Below are 15,705 nucleotides of genomic sequence, written 5' to 3' on the forward strand. Positions count from 1 at the left end.
TCTCGTGAACAGTTCGCGCACGGAGCGCTGGAACTGATCACGAGAAGGGAATCAGCGGTGGCGGGCGGCGGCGGCTTGGGCCTTGCGGGCGCGGGCCGCCTCCTGCTTCGCCTTCTTCGCGGCCTTGCGCTTCTCGCGCAGTTCGGCCTGCTCGTCGGCGGAGCGCTTCGACGTGTCGATGAGTGGTGCGATCTCGACGTCGTCGACCTTCGGCAGCTGCAGCGTGTCGTCGTTCTTCAACAGGTCGCGGATGATCGCGGATGCCGGAGCTTCGCCGGCGACGGTACCGGCGAGCATGACCCGGGTGATTCCGAGATTGTGGCGTTCGACGATTCCGGGGAGCACCTCGCGGAGCTGATCCGACGACGGGTTGTCGGCGTTGTCGCCGAGTTGCTCGATGCAGTCGGCGAGTGCAGCGTCGGTGATGATCGCCGCGATCGCTTCCATTCCACCGTCGATCCGGCCGGCCTTGACGCCGTTGCGGACGCCGTCGGCCGAGATCTCGTCGACGAACGAGTCGAGGCCTTCGCGGTGGTCGTCGCCGAGCCCGTCGATGGCTGCGGCCAGCTCCTCGTCGGTGGCGGCCTTGAAGGCGCGGTCGAGCAACCCCAGCGCCTGCATTCGGTTCTTCATCTGGTTGACAGCCATGCGGAGCGACGCTACCGGGCTGCCCACACCATCACGACGGGGCGACCGGACGCAACGGGACGGGGCCTCTCGGCCGGTCGGGGCCCCGCCGTGAGCCGTGTGACCTTGGTCGCCCGAGTCGGGTATCCTGCAAACGCTTCCACGTCTCGCCGAGAGGATCCCATGGCCACCGTCACACTCGACAAAGTGAACAAGATCTACGAGAACGGATTCCACGCGATCCACGACCTCGATCTCGAGATCGCCGACAAGGAGTTCCTGGTGCTCGTCGGCCCGTCGGGCTGTGGCAAGTCCACGGCGCTGCGGATGATCGCCGGGCTCGAGACGATTTCGGGCGGCGAGATGAAGATCGGCGAGAAGGTCGTCAACGACGTCGAGCCGAAGGATCGCGACATCGCGATGGTCTTCCAGAACTACGCGCTGTACCCCCACATGACGGTGTACGACAACATCGGCTTCGCGCTGAAGCTGGCGAAGGTTCCCAAGGACGAGATCGACCGTCGAGTGCGCCAGGCTTCGAAGATCCTCGAACTCGATGCGAACCTCGACCGCAAGCCGGGTCAGCTCTCGGGTGGTCAGCGCCAGCGTGTCGCCATGGGCCGCGCGATCGTGCGCCAGCCGGCAGCGTTCCTCATGGACGAGCCGCTGTCGAACCTCGACGCGAAGTTGCGCGTGCAGATGCGCGCCGAGATCGCGGCACTCCAGCGCGACCTGGCCGTCACCACGGTGTACGTCACGCACGACCAGATCGAAGCGATGACCATGGGCGATCGCGTTGCGGTCCTCAAGGCGGGCTACCTGCAGCAGGTCGACACGCCGCAGAACCTGTACGACAAGCCCGACAACGTGTTCGTGGCGGCGTTCATCGGCTCTCCGTCGATGAACCTGTACGAGGCGACCGTCGAGTTCGACGACAACGGCGGCACCGTGCATCTGGGCGACCAGAACCTGCGGATCGGCCCCGAGGTGTTGGAGAACCGTCCGGCGCTGCGTGACCACGGCAAGGTGATCGTCGGCATCCGCCCCGAGGACTTCGAGGATGCCTCGTTGTTCGAGGGTGACACGACCGGCCGCGAACTCACGTCGAACGTGCGGCTCATCGAAGCGCTCGGCTCGGAACTGATGGTGCACTTCGACATCAACGCCCGCACGGTCGACTCCGGTGACCCCGATGCCGTCGAGGAGTCCGACTCGGGCAGCAACGCCGTCGGCCGGTTCAACCCCCGCTCACGCGTGAAGATGCGGGAGGACGTGCGGATCGCCGTGGCGACCGACAACATGCACTTCTTCGACCCCGAGACGCACCTGTCGATCTGGAGCTGAGTTCGGGGGCGGTCAGCTGGCGATCGCCACGATCAGCGACCCGACGAACGCCATCAGGGCTGCACCGATGATCAGGATGATGCCCGGTCCCACCTGAAGGAGGGGGAAGGTGTTGGTGAGGTCGGCGATACCCACCACCGCAGCCGCGGCGATCGTGCCGGCGACGAGCGACGCGATGATTCCGCAGATCGAACTCCATGTCGACTTGCCGGCGGCGAGGACGACGATCGCGAGGATCGCCACGACTGCGAACGCTCCGATGATCCAGGCGCCCGGGTTCGTCCACTGGACCGGGTCGAATTCGTCGTAGAACCCGTAGGTCTCGAATCCGTTGGGGAGCTCGCTGAAACCGAGGTTGTCGAAGGTCACCCACGGGAGAGCGGACCCGATGACGGAGAGGATCGCTGCCCCGAGCATGATCAGCGCCCCCACGATGGCTCCGCCGCTGCGCCGCGATGAGGTCGGTACCGGAGTCCCCGGAAGCTGACCGTACTGCGGGGCAGCGAACGCCGTGTGGCCGACCGGTTGGCCAGACGCGTGCGGCGGATGTGGCTGGTGCCCGTACTGCGGAGGTGCCGTCGGTTGGGTGTACGCCTGCGGCGGGGTGGCCTGTGGCGGGTAGGCCGGCGGTCCTGACGGAGGGGGCGGCGGCGGTGGTGGTGGCTGGGGTGGAAGTTGCGGTCCGTCGTTCGGGGCCGGCAGCGGTGGCGGGACCGCGCCCGGTGAGGGCACGACGACCGTCGCATCGGCCGGAGGTGGCACGTCGCCGGCAGGTGCCTGTCCGCTTTCGTGCTCGGCGGTGACCGTGTCGTTCGGGTCCGGGGGCGTGAACGCTGCGCTGTTGCGCGAGTCGTCGTTCCGATCGGTCATCGGTTGCCTCTCAGCCGATGCCGAGGTCGGACGTGAAGCGCGGCTTGACGGCCGCGTGCTCGACCTCGGGGAGAACGTATTTCGCCACGAGGTCGCATTCGGCTCGATGGGTGTAGCCGGACAGGATGAACGCGGAGACCCCGGCGTCCTGGTACGCCTTCAACTTGGCGACGACCTGGTCGGGATCGCCGACGATTGCGGCGCCCGCGCCGGATCGGGCCCGCCCCACGCCGGTCCACAACGCTTCCTCGACGAACCCGTCGTCGGCGGCGGACTCGCGCAGGTCGGCCTGGCGTGACACGCCGACCGATGCCGCGTCGAGCGACTTGTTGCGAATCGCGTCGCCGGTGTCGGCGTCGAGCTTCGACACGAGTTGCGCCGCTGCGGCGCGTGCTTCGGCCTCGGTCTCGCGGACGATCATGTGGGCGCGCAGCCCGCACAGCAGTTCGCGGTCGTACCGCTCGCGGGCGAGTGCGGCCATCTCGGAAACGGTGTCTCCCACCGACGCGACCGTGTCGGGCCAGGTGAGGAACACGTCGGCTTCGGCTGCAGCAACGTCCTTGGCGGCGGGGGAGAAGCCGCCGAAGTAGAACGGGGGACAGGTCGAATCGGCGGTGGAGATTCGCGGTGGATCGAGGGTGAGGTCGACGAACTCGCCGTGGAAGTCGATCGACTCGCGGTTCAACAGCTTGCGGAGGACCTGCATCCATTCCCGCGTGCGCTGATAGCGCGGTGCGGAATCGAGTGCTTCGCCGGGAATGTCCGAGCTGATGATGTTGATCGTGAGGCGCCCGTGCGCGAACTGGTCGATGGACGCGAGTTGGCGGGCGAGCTGAGGCAACCACATCTCGCCCATCCGAACCGCGAGCAACAGGTTGATCTGTTCGGTGTGGGTGGCGATGGCCGCGGCGAAGGCGGTGGAGTCGATGCCGAGCTGATAGCCGGACGGCAGCAGCACGTTGTCGAAGCCGCCGCGGTCGGCAGCCTGCACGATGTCCCGGCAGTGCTCCCAGGATGCGGCGAGATCCGGGTCAGGGACACCGAGGAACTCGTAGTCGTCGTCGCACAGTGCGCCGAACCAGGAGATCTCGGGAACGTGGGGTTGGGTGATCGAGCTCATGGGAGCGGCACTCCTTCCGAGGCCTGGACGATCGCATACACATCGGCACGGTCGAGGGTGACGCCGAGCGCTGCGGCCGAGGAACGGATGCGGTCGGGGTTCTGTGATCCGATGATCGCCACGGGTGCCGACGGATGGGCGAGGACGAAGGCGAGCGCGATCTGTGACCGGTCGACCCCTTCGCGCACCGCGAGCGAATCGAGGAGCGCGAGGAGATCGGGGGCGATGCCCTCACCGGTCGCGAGGCGTCCGCCTCCGAGCGGACTCCAGGCCAGTGGCGTGACCCGCTCCGCCATGCACTGATCGAGCGTGCCGTCGCGCATCGGCGTGAGTTCGACCGCGGAGAACTCGGGCTGGTTCGTGATGATCGGGAACTCGAGGTGGGCCTGCAGGGCGGCGACCTGCGCCGGGGTGTGGTTGGACACGCCGACCTCACGGATCTTGCCTTCGACCCGGAGTGCGTGGAGGGTGATCGCGACGTCGGCCGGGTGCGTGTACATGTCCGGCCGGTGGATCTGATAGAGGTCGATGACGTCGGTCTGCAGGCGCCGGAGCGACGCTTCACATGCGGACCGCAGGTACTTCGGCGACGAGTCGTACGGCGTGGGCGGCGCGATGCCGCCCTTGGTGGCGAGCACGATCCGGTCCCGCAGGCCGGGCGTCGCGGCGAGCACCTGCCCGAGGATCTCCTCGACCTGACCGAATCCGGTACCGCCCCAGTCGAACCCGTACACGTCGGCCGTGTCGATCAGGTTCATCCCCGACTCGAGCGCCGTCTCCAGGAGACCCTGCCCGACCTCGATGTCGTCGTCGGTGAACCTCCAGAGCCCGTACGCGATCGGCCCCACCGGGGGGAGGGAGCCGAGGCTCCGTTTGTGGGACTGGACCAGCGAGCTCACCCGATGGAAACTAGCCCTTCACGGAACCGGCCAACAGTCCTCGCACGAAGTAGCGCTGCAGCGAGAAGAACACGATGATCGGTACGAACGCCTGGACGAACGCGGCCGCGGGCAGGATGTTCTCGTTGCGTCCGAAGTCTCCGGCGAGGTTGGCGATCAGGATGGTCGTCGGCTGCTCGTCGACGTTGGCCCCGATCATCGTGTTGGCGATCAGGAAGTCGTTCCACGTCCAGAGGAACTGGAAGATGGCGAACGCCGCCAACACCGGGATCGACAACGGCAGGACGAGCCGCCAGAAGATCGTGAAGTGTGCGGCGCCGTCGATGCGCGCCGCCTCGAACACGTCCTTCGGGAGCGCCGAGATGTAGTTGTGCAGCAGGAAGATCGCGAACGGCATCGCGAAACCGGTGTGGGTCAGCCACACCGCCGTGGTTGTGCCCGCCAGGTCGAAGTCGGGAATCAAGGTGATCGTCTTGTCGAGCCCGGGCAGGGTCAGGCTCGCACCATTGTTGAACATCTGGAGCAGAGGGATCAGCGCGACCTGCAGCGGCACGGCCAACAGCGACACGGTGGCGATGAACAGTGGCTTGCGACCGCGGAAGTCGATCCAGGCGAATCCGTACGCGGCGAATGCGGCGATCGCGATGGGGATGATCGTCGCCGGGATCGCGATCGCCATCGAGTTGAGCAGCGAGTTGCCGATGCTCTGGCGGGCGTTGATGATCTGGTCGTAGTTGGCCGTCGTCCAGTCGAACGGGTTCAGGCCCTTCCACCAGCCGGTCGAGCGCTGCGCGTCCCGGGTACGGAACGAGTTGACGAACAGACCGAGCGTCGGGATGGTCCAGACGACGACGATCAGCCACAGCAGACCGGTCGGGACGCTGCGCAGGAGCCGGTACGCGCGATCGATGATGCCCGAGCCGCCCGACCCGTCGTCGATCGGGTGCGGATCGCCCGAGGAGGTGATCGAGGTGTCGGTGGTGGTACTGCTCATGGTCAGTCCTCCTTCTGCATCCGCGAGATGTTGTAGACCATCACCGGCAGGACGGAGATGAAGATCAGGATCGCGAGCGCTGCGCCCTGCCCGGTGTTGCCGAACTGGAATGCCTGGTTGAACATGTCGTTGGCCAGCACCTGTGTGCCGAACTGGCCGTTGGTGATCACCTTGACGATGTCGTAGACCTTCATGACCAGCACGATGATCGTGGTGACGACCACGCCGATCGTGGTGGCGATCTGCGGCAGCGTCACCCGCCAGAAGACCTGACTGTCGGTCGCGCCGTCGATCTTGGCCGCCTCGATCAGTTCGGTCGGAACCGCCTTGATGGCCGCCGACAGGATCACCATCGCGAATCCGGTCTGGATCCAGATGAGGATGACCATCAGCCAGAAGTTGTTGTACGGCGGTTCCTGGACGAACAGGACCGTCTGACCCTCGACGGTCCCGTCGGGCGTGATGACGAATCCACCGAGGCCGTCACCGATGATCGCCGTGTACCGCAGGAAGATCCATCCGGCGAGCACCGCGACGAAACCGAACGTGATCGCCCGGCCCCAGTTGCGTTGCACGAGACCGCGGGCCATCACCATCAGCACTCCCACGAGGATCAGGCCGAACACGATCGTGCCGATCAGGGTGGGCAGTCCCGAGCCGGTCGACAATCGTCCGAGGCCGACCCACAAGGCGTTCAGGACACCGGTCTGTTCGCTCGAGGTGTCGCGTGCTGCGTAGACGAAACGCCAGATGATCGACGCGCCGACCAGTGAGATCGCCATCGGCATGAAGATGAACGACTTGGAGTACTTCTCGCCGCGCTTTCCGTCGGCGAGTACCGCCACCGCGAGGCCCATCGCCGTGGAGACGAAGGTGACCACGACGACCCACCAGAGGTTGTTGATGATCGTTCCCCTGAGCGCGGTGAACACGCCGAACGAGAGGAGGAACAGGCCGAAGATGAGCGGGGCTGCGGTCGGGTTGCCGAGTTCCACGGCGTGCCCCGTGCGCTGCTTCATGATGATCCCGACCACCAACGCGAGGGCCAAGAAGCCGGCTCCGATGATGAACGGCATCGACGTGAACATGTTCGTCCAGTTGGAGACATCGAAGCTGTTGGGGTCGTTGAAGATCGCTCCGTAGTTCTCACCGCCGACGAAGTCGACCGAGTCGTTGTCGAGCAGGGAGAGATACAACGTCCGGATCCCCGGAACGACGAGCATGATGAAGATGAACAGCAGCGCGGGGCCGACGAAGATGTACGACCGCGAGCGGAGGTCGATCTCGGAACGCTGCTTGTAGTCGGGATTCGGTGTCATGCCGAGCCGGATTCCGAGAGCGATCCCGGGGACCGCCGTCGCGATGATCGAGGTCGCCATGTTGCCCGCACCCAGGTCGGCGCCACCCCAGGCCCCCAGGATCCAGCCGAGCGCACCACCGATGAGCGCGCCGCCGACGAGTGCCCGTTTCCCGAGGGCCGACAATCCGACGCCCACGACGATGCCGATCGCGGTCCACAGGGCGATCGCTCCGAAGTCGAACTCGGGCTGGTACTGCTCACGGATGAGCAATCCGATGACCAGGCCGATCGCGGCACCCGCGCCGACGCTGATGATCATGCGCATCTTCGGATCGTCGGTTTGCGAGAGGACGATACCGAGTGCGACGAAGACGGCCGTGCCGACGAGCGGCCCGATCAGCCAGCTGAGGAATCCGCCACCCGATCCGAGGGTGGCCTGGTTGCCGTGGAGCACGACGCCGAGGAGGAACCCGACGGCTCCGAAGGCGAGAGCGCTGAATCGCTTCCACCGGTTGCGGACCTGGTTGAAGAGCAGGTTCGCGCCGATCCAGATCGATGCGCTGCCGGCAACCGCGACGAGCACCGTGATCAGCGTGCTCTGGACCTTGTCCTGGTTGGCGGCCCAGATGAGGATCAGGGCCTCGATCGCGACGGCGACGGCCACGATCGCGATGAATCGGCCCTCGCGGATGCCGTTCTGCCGTCGGTCGACGGCGATCACCGTGACCGCAGCCGTGGCGATCAGCGTGAGGACGACGACGATCGCGTTGGCGGCGACACTGCCGTTGAGCACGTTCGCGAGGACGATCGCCGCCAGACCGGCCACGCCCGTGGTGATGAGAAATGGTCGGGCCGAGAGCGGTGTCCCGACGCGTCCCTCGGTGGTGATCGGGCCGGCGGCTTCGGCGAGCACGTGCTCGACGTCGTCGATGCCTTCGTCTTCCAGCGTCTCCACTGACACTCCCCCTCGTTCGTCCCCACGGACCTGTCCGTTGTCTAGTTCGTTGCGGGCTCGGCTGCAAACACCGACCGAACCGGCGAGGGCACCGCCACCGTGGTGACGGTGCCCTCGATTGGATCAGAGTCGGACGTGATCGATCGAACGATCACGCTGCCGGCTCAGGACGGCCAGGAAGCCTCGATGTTGTCCGCTGCGGTCTGCGCATCGATCGTGCCGTTCACGAGCGACGTTCCCTCGGACCAGAAGGACCCGGCGCCGACGTCGGCCGGCATCAGGTCGGAGGCATCGAACCGAGCGAGCTCGGAATCGTTGAGGATCTCCAGGAAGCCCTGCTCGAGCGGCTGGTACACGCTCGGGTCCTGCCCCTGAGCGGCCGACAGGAAGCCGGAGAGGCCGCCGTCGAGTTCCTCGGTCTGGATCCGCTGACGGGTCTCGGCGTAGTCGGCGGTCGCCATGTAGTTCAGCACCGCCATCGTGGCCGGGTCCTCGTTGAACGCAGCGGCGTAGGTGCCGGCGGTCAGAACCGGATTGTCACCGTTGATGTCCGGGAAGTAGAACACGTCGATCGCTTCGGGATCGTCGGGATCGGCGAACGCCGTTCCTTCGGCGAAGAACCCGGCGAAGAACGACGCCTGGCGGTGCATCATGCACTGGCCGTCGGACAGCGGGATCGCGTTGTCACCGAAGTTGGTGGCGGCGATGGAGCCGCCGGAGGCGAACACGTTCTCGTCGGCCCAGAAGTCGACGACGGCCTGCATGGCCTCGACGATCTGCGGGTCGTTGAACGGGATCTCGTGGTTGACCCACTGGTCGTACACGTCGCCACCGTGGAGACGGAGCACCATCTCCTCGGTCCAGTCGGTGAACGTCCAGCCGGTTGCCTGGCCGGATTCGATCCCGACGCAGAGCGGGGTGTTCCCGTCCTCGACCATGGTGGCCATCAGCGCGGTGAAGTCGTCGATCGTCTCGGGGACCTCGTAGCCGGCCTCTTCGAACGCCGCCGGCTTGTACCAGACGAGCGACTTGAGGTCGGTCTTGACCGGCACGCCGTACTGGGTGTCGTCGGTGGCGCCGTCGGCCTGATAGCTCTCGTCCCAGAACTCGTCGATCGTGGCGTTGACCTCATCGGTGAGGGCGACGACGGCACCGTCGGCGGCGAACTCGGCGAGCTTGCCGGGCTGCGGGAAGATCGAGATGTCGGGCGGGTTGCCGCCTTCGACCTGGGTGTTGATGTTCGCTTCCCAGTCGGCGTCGCCGGCGTAGGAGATGCTGATGTTGTTCTCTTCACCGAAGGCGCCGAGAGTGTCCTGGATCGCGGCGATCGACGGGTCGTCACGCTCGGGCCCGGTGATCGTCACCTCGGCCCCGTCGAAGTCGCCGGACGTGGCGGCCTCGTCGTCGCCTCCGTCGTCGCCTTCGCCTTCGTCTTCGTCGCTGGCTGCGTCGCTGCCCTCGGTCTCCTCGCTCGAATCGTCGCTGCTGGACGAATCGTCGTCGCTCCCGCACGCTCCGGCGACCAGCGCCAGTGCAACGGGAACGGCAGCAAGCTTGATGCTGCGTTTTCTCATTGGGTCCTCCCCCTCAGGTGGTGTGATTGCCGGACGATTCCCGGCATGTAAACGCTTTCATACGGCGGCCGTCACGTCAAGTGCAAGAAATGGATCCGGTCGAGGACCGCTCCACCAGCGACACCGCCGGTCGGACCGGTTCGTCGTGTTCGTCCGACGCTCCGACGACCGGTTCACCCGGATCGCCCGCGTGCCGCGCCGATTTCCGCAACGCCGCGACCAGGAGGCGCGCCACCACCGAGCCGTGATCGGCCACCGGCTGTCGAACCGTCGTGAGGTCGACCACCCGCGAGAACTCGTGGTCGTCGACCCCGATGAGCGAGATGTCGGTCCCGACCCGCAGCGAGTGCTCGTTGCACGCCATCAGTGCCCCGAACGCCATCTCGTCGGACATCGCGAAGACTGCGGTCGGGCGACTCGGAGCGCGGAGCAGTTGTGTCATCGCCTCGTAGCCACCGTCGAGACTGAAGTTGCCGTTGACGTTGCATTCGTGGTCGACCGCAACGTCGGCCGCGGCCAGCTCGCGGCTGAATCCGCGCCATCGGGCCTCGGGCACGTCGAAGCTCATCGGTCCCTCGGGTCGTCCGCCGATCACGCCGATCCGTCGATGACCGAGGGCGAGGAGGTGCTCCGCGGCGATCTGTCCCACCAACTCGTCGTCGATGCACACCGACGGGTGACCGACCACGTTGGAGCCGATCGTGGCCAGGCCGACCCCGCGTCGTTCGAGCGACGCGACCTGTTCGGGCTCGATGGTCACGTCGACCAGGATCAGTGCGTCGGTGCGTCGTTCCAGCCGCCGCGACTCGTCGAGGAGACGGTCGCGATGCGTGGGGGTGGACACGGCGATCACCTGGAACTCGAGTCCGGCGTCGGCACAGACGGCCTCGGCGCCGGCGATCACCGTCGAGAAGTACCAGCCGAACAGCGAGGGGATCGCCAAGGTGACCGTTCCCGTTCGCCCGGCCGCCAGCCGGGTCGCCGCCGGGTCGGGGTGATAGTTCAGTCGATCCGCGACGGCTCGGACCCGCTCGCGTGTCGACGGGGTGACGTTGGGGAGTCCGCGGAGCGCGCGGCTCACCGTCGCGACCGAGACCCCCGCCTCTGCCGCCACGTGCTCGATGGTGAGGCGCCGCGGGGGAGCGTGGATCGTCGTGTCGCTGTCGTCGCTCACCATGTCTCTCACCCCTCCCCGAGCGAGTGTAAGCGCTTTCATCACGTCGGTGGTTCCCGTCGGCCCCTGCATCGTCCGCGCGGTACGGTGATCGACATGTCCTCGGTCGGTCCGGGCCCCGTCCATCCGTCGGCAGCGGACGCCCAACGGGTGATCTCGCTGATCGATCTCACCGACTTGAACGACGAGCACGATCCCGTGGGATTGCGCGACCTGGTCGACCGCGCGCTCGAGCACGGCGTGCCCGCCGTGTGCGTGTGGCCGGAGTTCGTCGGAACCGTCGTGGCGGCGTTGGACGCCGAGCCCGAGCGGGGCACGTGCTCGATCGCGACCGTGGTCAACTTCCCGGGCGGTGACGACCCGATCGCCGACGTCTCGTCGACGACCCGGGATGCGCTGGCCGCAGGTGCCGACGAGATCGACCTCGTCCTGCCGTACGTGGCGTTGCGCGGCGGTGACCCGGAAGCTCCCCGAGCGATGGTGCAGGCCATCGCACAGATCGTCCACGCCCACACCGGACGCGGTGACCGCCGGGCGGAGCTGAAGGTGATCCTCGAGACCGGGGAACTCGGGAGCGTCGACCTCGTCACGTGGGCAGCGCAGCTGGCGATCGACGCCGGCGCGGACTTCATCAAGACGTCGACCGGCAAGACCGCGGTCAGCGCGACGCTCGATGCGTTCGCACCGATGGTCGACGCGGTGGCGCAGGCCGACCGGACGATCGGCCTGAAGCCATCGGGTGGCATCCGCACGGTTGCCGAGGCGATCGAGTATCTCGCCGTGGTCGATTCGCGGCTGGGCGCCGATTGGGCGACCCCGGCCACGTTCCGCTTCGGAGCGAGTTCGCTGCTCGACGACGCGATCGCCGTTGCGTTGACGGCCTGAGCGCCCTCGGCAGGATTCGAACCTGCGACACCTGGTTCCGGAAACCAGTGCTCTATCCCCTGAGCTACGAAGGCAGTGCGACGGCAATCTATCGGTCGGTGCTGCGATCGACTCGATCCGGCACACTTGGGAACGCATGTCTGATCCCGTGGCCACGCTCACCCGCCTGCTCCAACCCGTGTTCGACGAGCTCGTCGAATCCGATGCCGGTGTCGGCAACGAGTCCGCCGACCCGACCGTGCGGCCGTCCGATCGTGCCGACGCCCAGATCAACGGTGCGTTGCCGCTCGCGAAGCGACTGGGGACCAACCCGCGTGAGCTCGCTCAGCGGGTGATCGACTCCGGGGTCCTTGCCGATGTCGCCGAGGGCGTGGAGGTCGCGGGGCCCGGCTTCATCAACGTGACGTTCTCCTCCGAGTTCCTCGCGTCCGAACTCGACGTGGTCCGCTCCGCCGACGGCCTCGGGATCGAACCGGACTCACGCGAGATGCAGGTCGTCGTGGACTACTCCGCACCCAACGTCGCGAAGGAGATGCACGTCGGACACCTCCGCTCGACGGCGATCGGCGACTCGCTCGTGCGGATGCTCGAGGCGCACGGACACCGTGTCACGCGCGAGAACCACGTCGGCGACTGGGGAACCCCGTTCGGGATGCTCATCGAGCACCTGCTCGACCTCGGCGAAACCGAGGCGGCCGAAGCACTCTCGCTCGGCGACCTCAACAGCTTCTACAAGGACGCTCGCGTCGCGTTCGACGCGTCCGACGAGTTCCAGGAGCGTTCCCGACAGCGCGTCGTCCTGCTCCAGGCCGGCGATCCCGAGACGATGCGACTGTGGGAGATCCTCGTCGATCTGTCCGCGGCCTACTTCAACACGGTGTACCGCAAGATGGGCGTGCTGCTCACCGACGACGACCTGGCCGGCGAGAGCCGGTACCAGCCGCTGATGCCCGACGTCATCGAACGTCTCCGTGCGGCAGGTCTGGTCGAGGAATCCGATGGCGCCGACGTCGTCTTCCCTCCCGGGTTCGAGAACCGTGACGGCGACCCACTCCCGCTGATCGTGCAGAAGGGGACCGGCGGCTTCAACTACGCGACCAGCGACCTCGCCTGCATCATCGACCGCACCGAACGGATCGGTGCGGACCTGATCCTCTACGTCGTCGATGCCGGCCAGTCGCAGCACTTCCAGATGGTGTTCGCCGTCGCGAAGATGGCAGGCTGGCTCGACGACGAGACCGACGCGGTGCACGTCCCGTTCGGCATCGTGCTGGGCACCGACCGCAAGCGCCTCAAGACTCGCTCAGGCGAGCCGGTGCGCCTCGTCGCACTGCTCGACGAGGCGGTCGCGCGCGCCGAAGCAGCGGTGGCCGAGAAGAACCCGGACCTCGAGCCGGACGTCCGCGCGGATGTGGCACGGTCGATCGGGATCGGGGCGGTGAAGTACGCCGACCTGTCGACCGATCGGATCAAGGACTACGTGTTCGACTTCGACCGGATGCTCGCCTTCGAGGGCAACACCGGCCCCTATCTGCAGTACGCGCATGCCCGGATCTGTTCGATCTTCCGGCGCGAGGGTGTCGACCGGGCCTCGGTACGTGCGGCATCCATCGAACTCGTGGAGCCGCAGGAACCGGCGTTGGCGCGTCAGATCCTCGCGTTCCCCACCGCCGTCGACGCGGCGCTCGAGACGTACAGCCCGCACAAGCTGTGCACGTACGTGTACGACCTGGCGACGGCGTTCAGCAGCTTCTACGAGCACTGTCGGATCAAGGGTTCGCCGGAGCCGATCTACTCGAGCCGACTCGCCCTCGCCGACCTCACGGCGCGTGTGCTCGAACGCTCGCTCGGACTGCTCGGCATCGACGCGCCGGAGCAGATGTGACCGCGCTCGATCGACGGTTGCTCTCCGACAACACGGAGATCGGCGCCGATGGGATGCTGACCGTCGGGGGCTGCTCGGTCGCGGCCGTGGCCGAGGAGTACGGCACGCCCGTGTTCATCTACGACGAGGCGCATCTGCGCGCTCGGTGTCGCGAGGCGGTGGAATCGTTCGGACGCGATCGGGCGATCTACGCGACGAAGGCGTTCCTGTGTCGGGCGATGGCCAGGCTCGCGTACGACGAGGGGATGTTGCTCGACGTCGCCTCCGGCGGGGAGCTGCACGTCGCGATGGCGGCCGGCGTGCCCGCGTCGGCGTGCACGTTGCACGGGAACAACAAGTCGGTCGCCGAGCTACGCCTTGCGATCGAGGCCGGGGTCCGTCATGTGATCGTGGATTCGTTCGACGAGTTCGACCGCATCGAGGCGTTGGTTGCCGGCGGCGCCGGCGCGGTGCCCGACGTCGTCCTGCGGATCACGCCGGGCGTCAGTGCCCACACCCATGAGTTCATCTCGACGGGCCAGAACGACTCGAAGTTCGGCTTCAACCTCGAGAACGGCGACGCACACCGTGCGGTCGATCGTGCTCGCCGGTCCGACGGGGTGAACCTCGTCGGGGTGCACTGCCACATCGGGTCGAACGTGTTCGAGGCCTCGTCGTTCGCCAAGGCTGCCGAGGTGATGGCCGACTTCGCGATCCCGCTCGACCTGCCCGAACTGGTGCTGGGCGGTGGACTCGGCGTTGCGTACGTGGAGGGCGAGGAGGCACCGTCGATCGCGCAGTGGGCGAGCGTGTTGCTCGATGCGTGCGAGTCGCTCGGCGTCCGCTCCCGCGTCAGCGTCGAGCCGGGACGATCGATCGCGGCCGCAGCGGCGATGACGGTGTACACCGTCGGCACGATCAAGGACATTCCCGGTGTGCGGACCTACGTGTCCGTCGATGGCGGGATGAGCGACAACCCACGTCCGGTCCTCTACGGCTCGGGGTACGAATCGTTCCTCCCGCGCGCCGTCGATGACCCGCGAGACCGGACCGCTCGACTCGTCGGCAAGCACTGCGAATCGGGTGATGTGTTGGCGTTCAACGCGCAGCTTCCCTCCGATGTCGAGGTCGGTGACCTGCTCGCGATGCCGGTGACCGGTGCATACGGCCACTCGATGGGATCGAACTACAACAAGATCACGCGCCCGCCGGTCGTGTTCTGTGCCGACGGTGACGCCCGATTGGTCGTACGGCGGGAGTCGTTCGACGACCTGCTGGCCACCGATGTCTTTTCGGGTCGATGAAGTCGGTCATACTGGGTGGACACACCAGACCCTGAGGAGGGCCGAACCATGGGATTGTTGGATTCGATCAAGAACATGATCGGCGGCAAGAAGCCGGAGATCAAGGACGGCATCGACAAGGGTGCTGATGCGATCGGCGACAAGGTCGGCGAGCACAAGGACAAGGTCGACAAGGGCGCCAGCATGGCCAAGGACGCCGTCGACAAGCTGCCCGACTGACACACCGCAGGACTTGATCCGCAACCATGTCGAAGTGGATCAACTTCCTGCTCGACCTGGTCCGCCAGGTGCAGGCCGCGCGGACCGAACGCGATCCGATCGCGGGCAAGACCACGCGTCGCAGCGAGCCGCCGACCGAAACGGTCGAGCGCGGTGTGCGCGTCGAATACACCCCCGAGATCGATGGGGACGCCGATCCCGGCGAGATCGTCTGGGCGTGGGTGCCCTACGAGGAGGACGCGAACCGCGGGAAGGACCGACCGGTCGTCGTGATCGGACGCGCGGGCACGCCGCAGGGTCAGCGGCTCGCCGGCGTCGCGCTGACGTCGAAGAACAAGGGTCGCCACGACCACGTCCCGGTCGGCACCGGGTCATGGGACCCGAAGCGACGGGACAGTTGGGCGAAGGTCGATCGATTGCTCCTCCTCGATGACGACGACGTACGCCGGGAAGGCGCGATCCTCGACCGCAACCGCTTCGACGACGTCGTCGGCAACGCCGCCGAGTACCACGACCTCGTCCGGACCTGACCGACGAGATCCACTGCGGTGAGCGATCTGGGAACGGGCGATCGCC

Annotated in this window: 14 protein-coding genes and 1 tRNA gene; 6 read left to right on the plus strand and 9 right to left on the minus strand. The window is 66.7% G+C overall.

The window, feature by feature from the left end:
- Nucleotides 1-51 precede the first annotated feature (51 nt).
- Nucleotides 52-648, minus strand: coding sequence for a hypothetical protein (locus tag ON45_RS04390; RefSeq protein ID WP_040492271.1), 597 nt, complete (start codon nt 646-648; stop codon nt 52-54).
- A gap of 162 nt (nt 649-810) precedes the next feature.
- Here ON45_RS04390 and ON45_RS04395 point away from each other — a divergent pair, with 162 nt between their 5' ends.
- Entirely contained in the window at nt 811-1,971 is a 1,161-nt protein-coding gene (locus ON45_RS04395) for an ABC transporter ATP-binding protein (protein ID WP_040492273.1), read from the plus strand.
- Between the two features lie 12 nt (nt 1,972-1,983).
- Here the strand turns inward: ON45_RS04395 and ON45_RS21025 are convergent, their stop codons facing one another.
- The 7 genes from ON45_RS21025 to ON45_RS04435 all read right to left on the minus strand — a co-directional run bounded on the left by ON45_RS21025 (nt 1,984) and on the right by ON45_RS04435 (nt 10,860).
- Nucleotides 1,984-2,841, minus strand: coding sequence for a hypothetical protein (locus ON45_RS21025; protein ID WP_051062439.1), 858 nt, complete (start codon nt 2,839-2,841; stop codon nt 1,984-1,986).
- Nucleotides 2,842-2,851: 10 nt separating this feature from the next.
- Nucleotides 2,852-3,961, minus strand: a complete 1,110-nt coding sequence (locus ON45_RS04410; RefSeq protein ID WP_040492277.1) for an LLM class flavin-dependent oxidoreductase — start codon at nt 3,959-3,961, stop codon at nt 2,852-2,854.
- A complete protein-coding gene (locus ON45_RS04415) occupies nt 3,958-4,860 on the minus strand; it encodes an aldo/keto reductase (RefSeq protein WP_040492279.1) in 903 nt (300 codons plus the stop codon). The genes ON45_RS04410 and ON45_RS04415 overlap by 4 nt, the downstream gene beginning before the upstream one ends.
- Nucleotides 4,861-4,870: 10 nt before the next feature.
- Complete coding sequence (locus tag ON45_RS04420) at nt 4,871-5,854, minus strand: carbohydrate ABC transporter permease (RefSeq protein ID WP_040492281.1); 984 nt, start codon at nt 5,852-5,854, stop codon at nt 4,871-4,873.
- A gap of 2 nt (nt 5,855-5,856) precedes the next feature.
- Entirely contained in the window at nt 5,857-8,115 is a 2,259-nt protein-coding gene (locus ON45_RS21030; RefSeq protein WP_148288522.1) for a carbohydrate ABC transporter permease, read from the minus strand.
- 158 nt (nt 8,116-8,273) lie between these two features.
- The gene (locus tag ON45_RS04430; protein WP_040492282.1) at nt 8,274-9,683 is read right to left on the minus strand and encodes an ABC transporter substrate-binding protein; all 1,410 of its coding nucleotides are present in this window, start codon (nt 9,681-9,683) and stop codon (nt 8,274-8,276) included.
- Nucleotides 9,684-9,759: 76 nt separating this feature from the next.
- The gene (locus ON45_RS04435; protein ID WP_158412182.1) at nt 9,760-10,860 is read right to left on the minus strand and encodes a LacI family DNA-binding transcriptional regulator; all 1,101 of its coding nucleotides are present in this window, start codon (nt 10,858-10,860) and stop codon (nt 9,760-9,762) included.
- Nucleotides 10,861-10,953: 93 nt separating this feature from the next.
- Between ON45_RS04435 and deoC the strand changes: the two genes are divergently transcribed.
- The gene (deoC, locus tag ON45_RS04440; RefSeq protein ID WP_040492305.1) at nt 10,954-11,742 is read left to right on the plus strand and encodes a deoxyribose-phosphate aldolase; all 789 of its coding nucleotides are present in this window, start codon (nt 10,954-10,956) and stop codon (nt 11,740-11,742) included.
- Nucleotide 11,743: 1 nt separating this feature from the next.
- Here deoC and ON45_RS04445 read toward each other — a convergent pair.
- A tRNA-Arg gene (locus tag ON45_RS04445) sits at nt 11,744-11,816 on the minus strand.
- Between the two features lie 62 nt (nt 11,817-11,878).
- On the opposite strand from ON45_RS04445, the gene argS reads away from it, so the two are divergent.
- The 4 genes from argS to ON45_RS04460 are packed head-to-tail and all read left to right on the plus strand — an operon-like array spanning nt 11,879 to nt 15,659.
- Nucleotides 11,879-13,627 carry an arginine--tRNA ligase gene (argS, locus tag ON45_RS04450; protein WP_040492283.1) on the plus strand — a complete coding sequence of 583 codons (1,749 nt, stop codon included), beginning with the start codon at nt 11,879-11,881 and terminating at the stop codon, nt 13,625-13,627.
- A complete protein-coding gene (lysA, locus tag ON45_RS04455; RefSeq protein ID WP_083914304.1) occupies nt 13,624-14,910 on the plus strand; it encodes a diaminopimelate decarboxylase in 1,287 nt (428 codons plus the stop codon). Before argS ends, lysA begins: the two co-directional genes overlap by 4 nt.
- A 48-nt stretch (nt 14,911-14,958) precedes the next feature.
- A complete protein-coding gene (locus tag ON45_RS22080; protein WP_083914307.1) occupies nt 14,959-15,129 on the plus strand; it encodes an Rv0909 family putative TA system antitoxin in 171 nt (56 codons plus the stop codon).
- Nucleotides 15,130-15,155: 26 nt separating this feature from the next.
- Nucleotides 15,156-15,659: a type II toxin-antitoxin system PemK/MazF family toxin gene (locus tag ON45_RS04460; protein WP_083914309.1), complete on the plus strand. Its 504-nt coding sequence runs from the start codon at nt 15,156-15,158 to the stop codon at nt 15,657-15,659.
- Nucleotides 15,660-15,705: the final 46 nt, after the last annotated feature.

The organism is Ilumatobacter nonamiensis YM16-303, assembly GCF_000350145.1.
GTDB lineage: Bacteria > Actinomycetota > Acidimicrobiia > Acidimicrobiales > Ilumatobacteraceae > Ilumatobacter_A > Ilumatobacter_A nonamiensis.

What these genes read in the sequence shown, in the direction of transcription:
- ON45_RS04390 (WP_040492271.1), bottom strand. Translation starts at nt 648, where the DNA reads ATGGCTGTCAACCAGATGAAGAACCGAATGCAGGCGCTGGGGTTGCTC.
- ON45_RS04395 (WP_040492273.1), top strand. Translation starts at nt 811, where the DNA reads ATGGCCACCGTCACACTCGACAAAGTGAACAAGATCTACGAGAACGGA.
- ON45_RS21025 (WP_051062439.1), bottom strand. Translation starts at nt 2,841, where the DNA reads ATGACCGATCGGAACGACGACTCGCGCAACAGCGCAGCGTTCACGCCC.
- ON45_RS04410 (WP_040492277.1), bottom strand. Translation starts at nt 3,961, where the DNA reads ATGAGCTCGATCACCCAACCCCACGTTCCCGAGATCTCCTGGTTCGGC.
- ON45_RS04420 (WP_040492281.1), bottom strand. Translation starts at nt 5,854, where the DNA reads ATGAGCAGTACCACCACCGACACCTCGATCACCTCCTCGGGCGATCCG.
- ON45_RS04430 (WP_040492282.1), bottom strand. Translation starts at nt 9,683, where the DNA reads ATGAGAAAACGCAGCATCAAGCTTGCTGCCGTTCCCGTTGCACTGGCG.
- ON45_RS04435 (WP_158412182.1), bottom strand. Translation starts at nt 10,860, where the DNA reads ATGGTGAGCGACGACAGCGACACGACGATCCACGCTCCCCCGCGGCGC.
- deoC (WP_040492305.1), top strand. Translation starts at nt 10,954, where the DNA reads ATGTCCTCGGTCGGTCCGGGCCCCGTCCATCCGTCGGCAGCGGACGCC.
- argS (WP_040492283.1), top strand. Translation starts at nt 11,879, where the DNA reads ATGTCTGATCCCGTGGCCACGCTCACCCGCCTGCTCCAACCCGTGTTC.
- ON45_RS22080 (WP_083914307.1), top strand. Translation starts at nt 14,959, where the DNA reads ATGGGATTGTTGGATTCGATCAAGAACATGATCGGCGGCAAGAAGCCG.
- ON45_RS04460 (WP_083914309.1), top strand. Translation starts at nt 15,156, where the DNA reads ATGTCGAAGTGGATCAACTTCCTGCTCGACCTGGTCCGCCAGGTGCAG.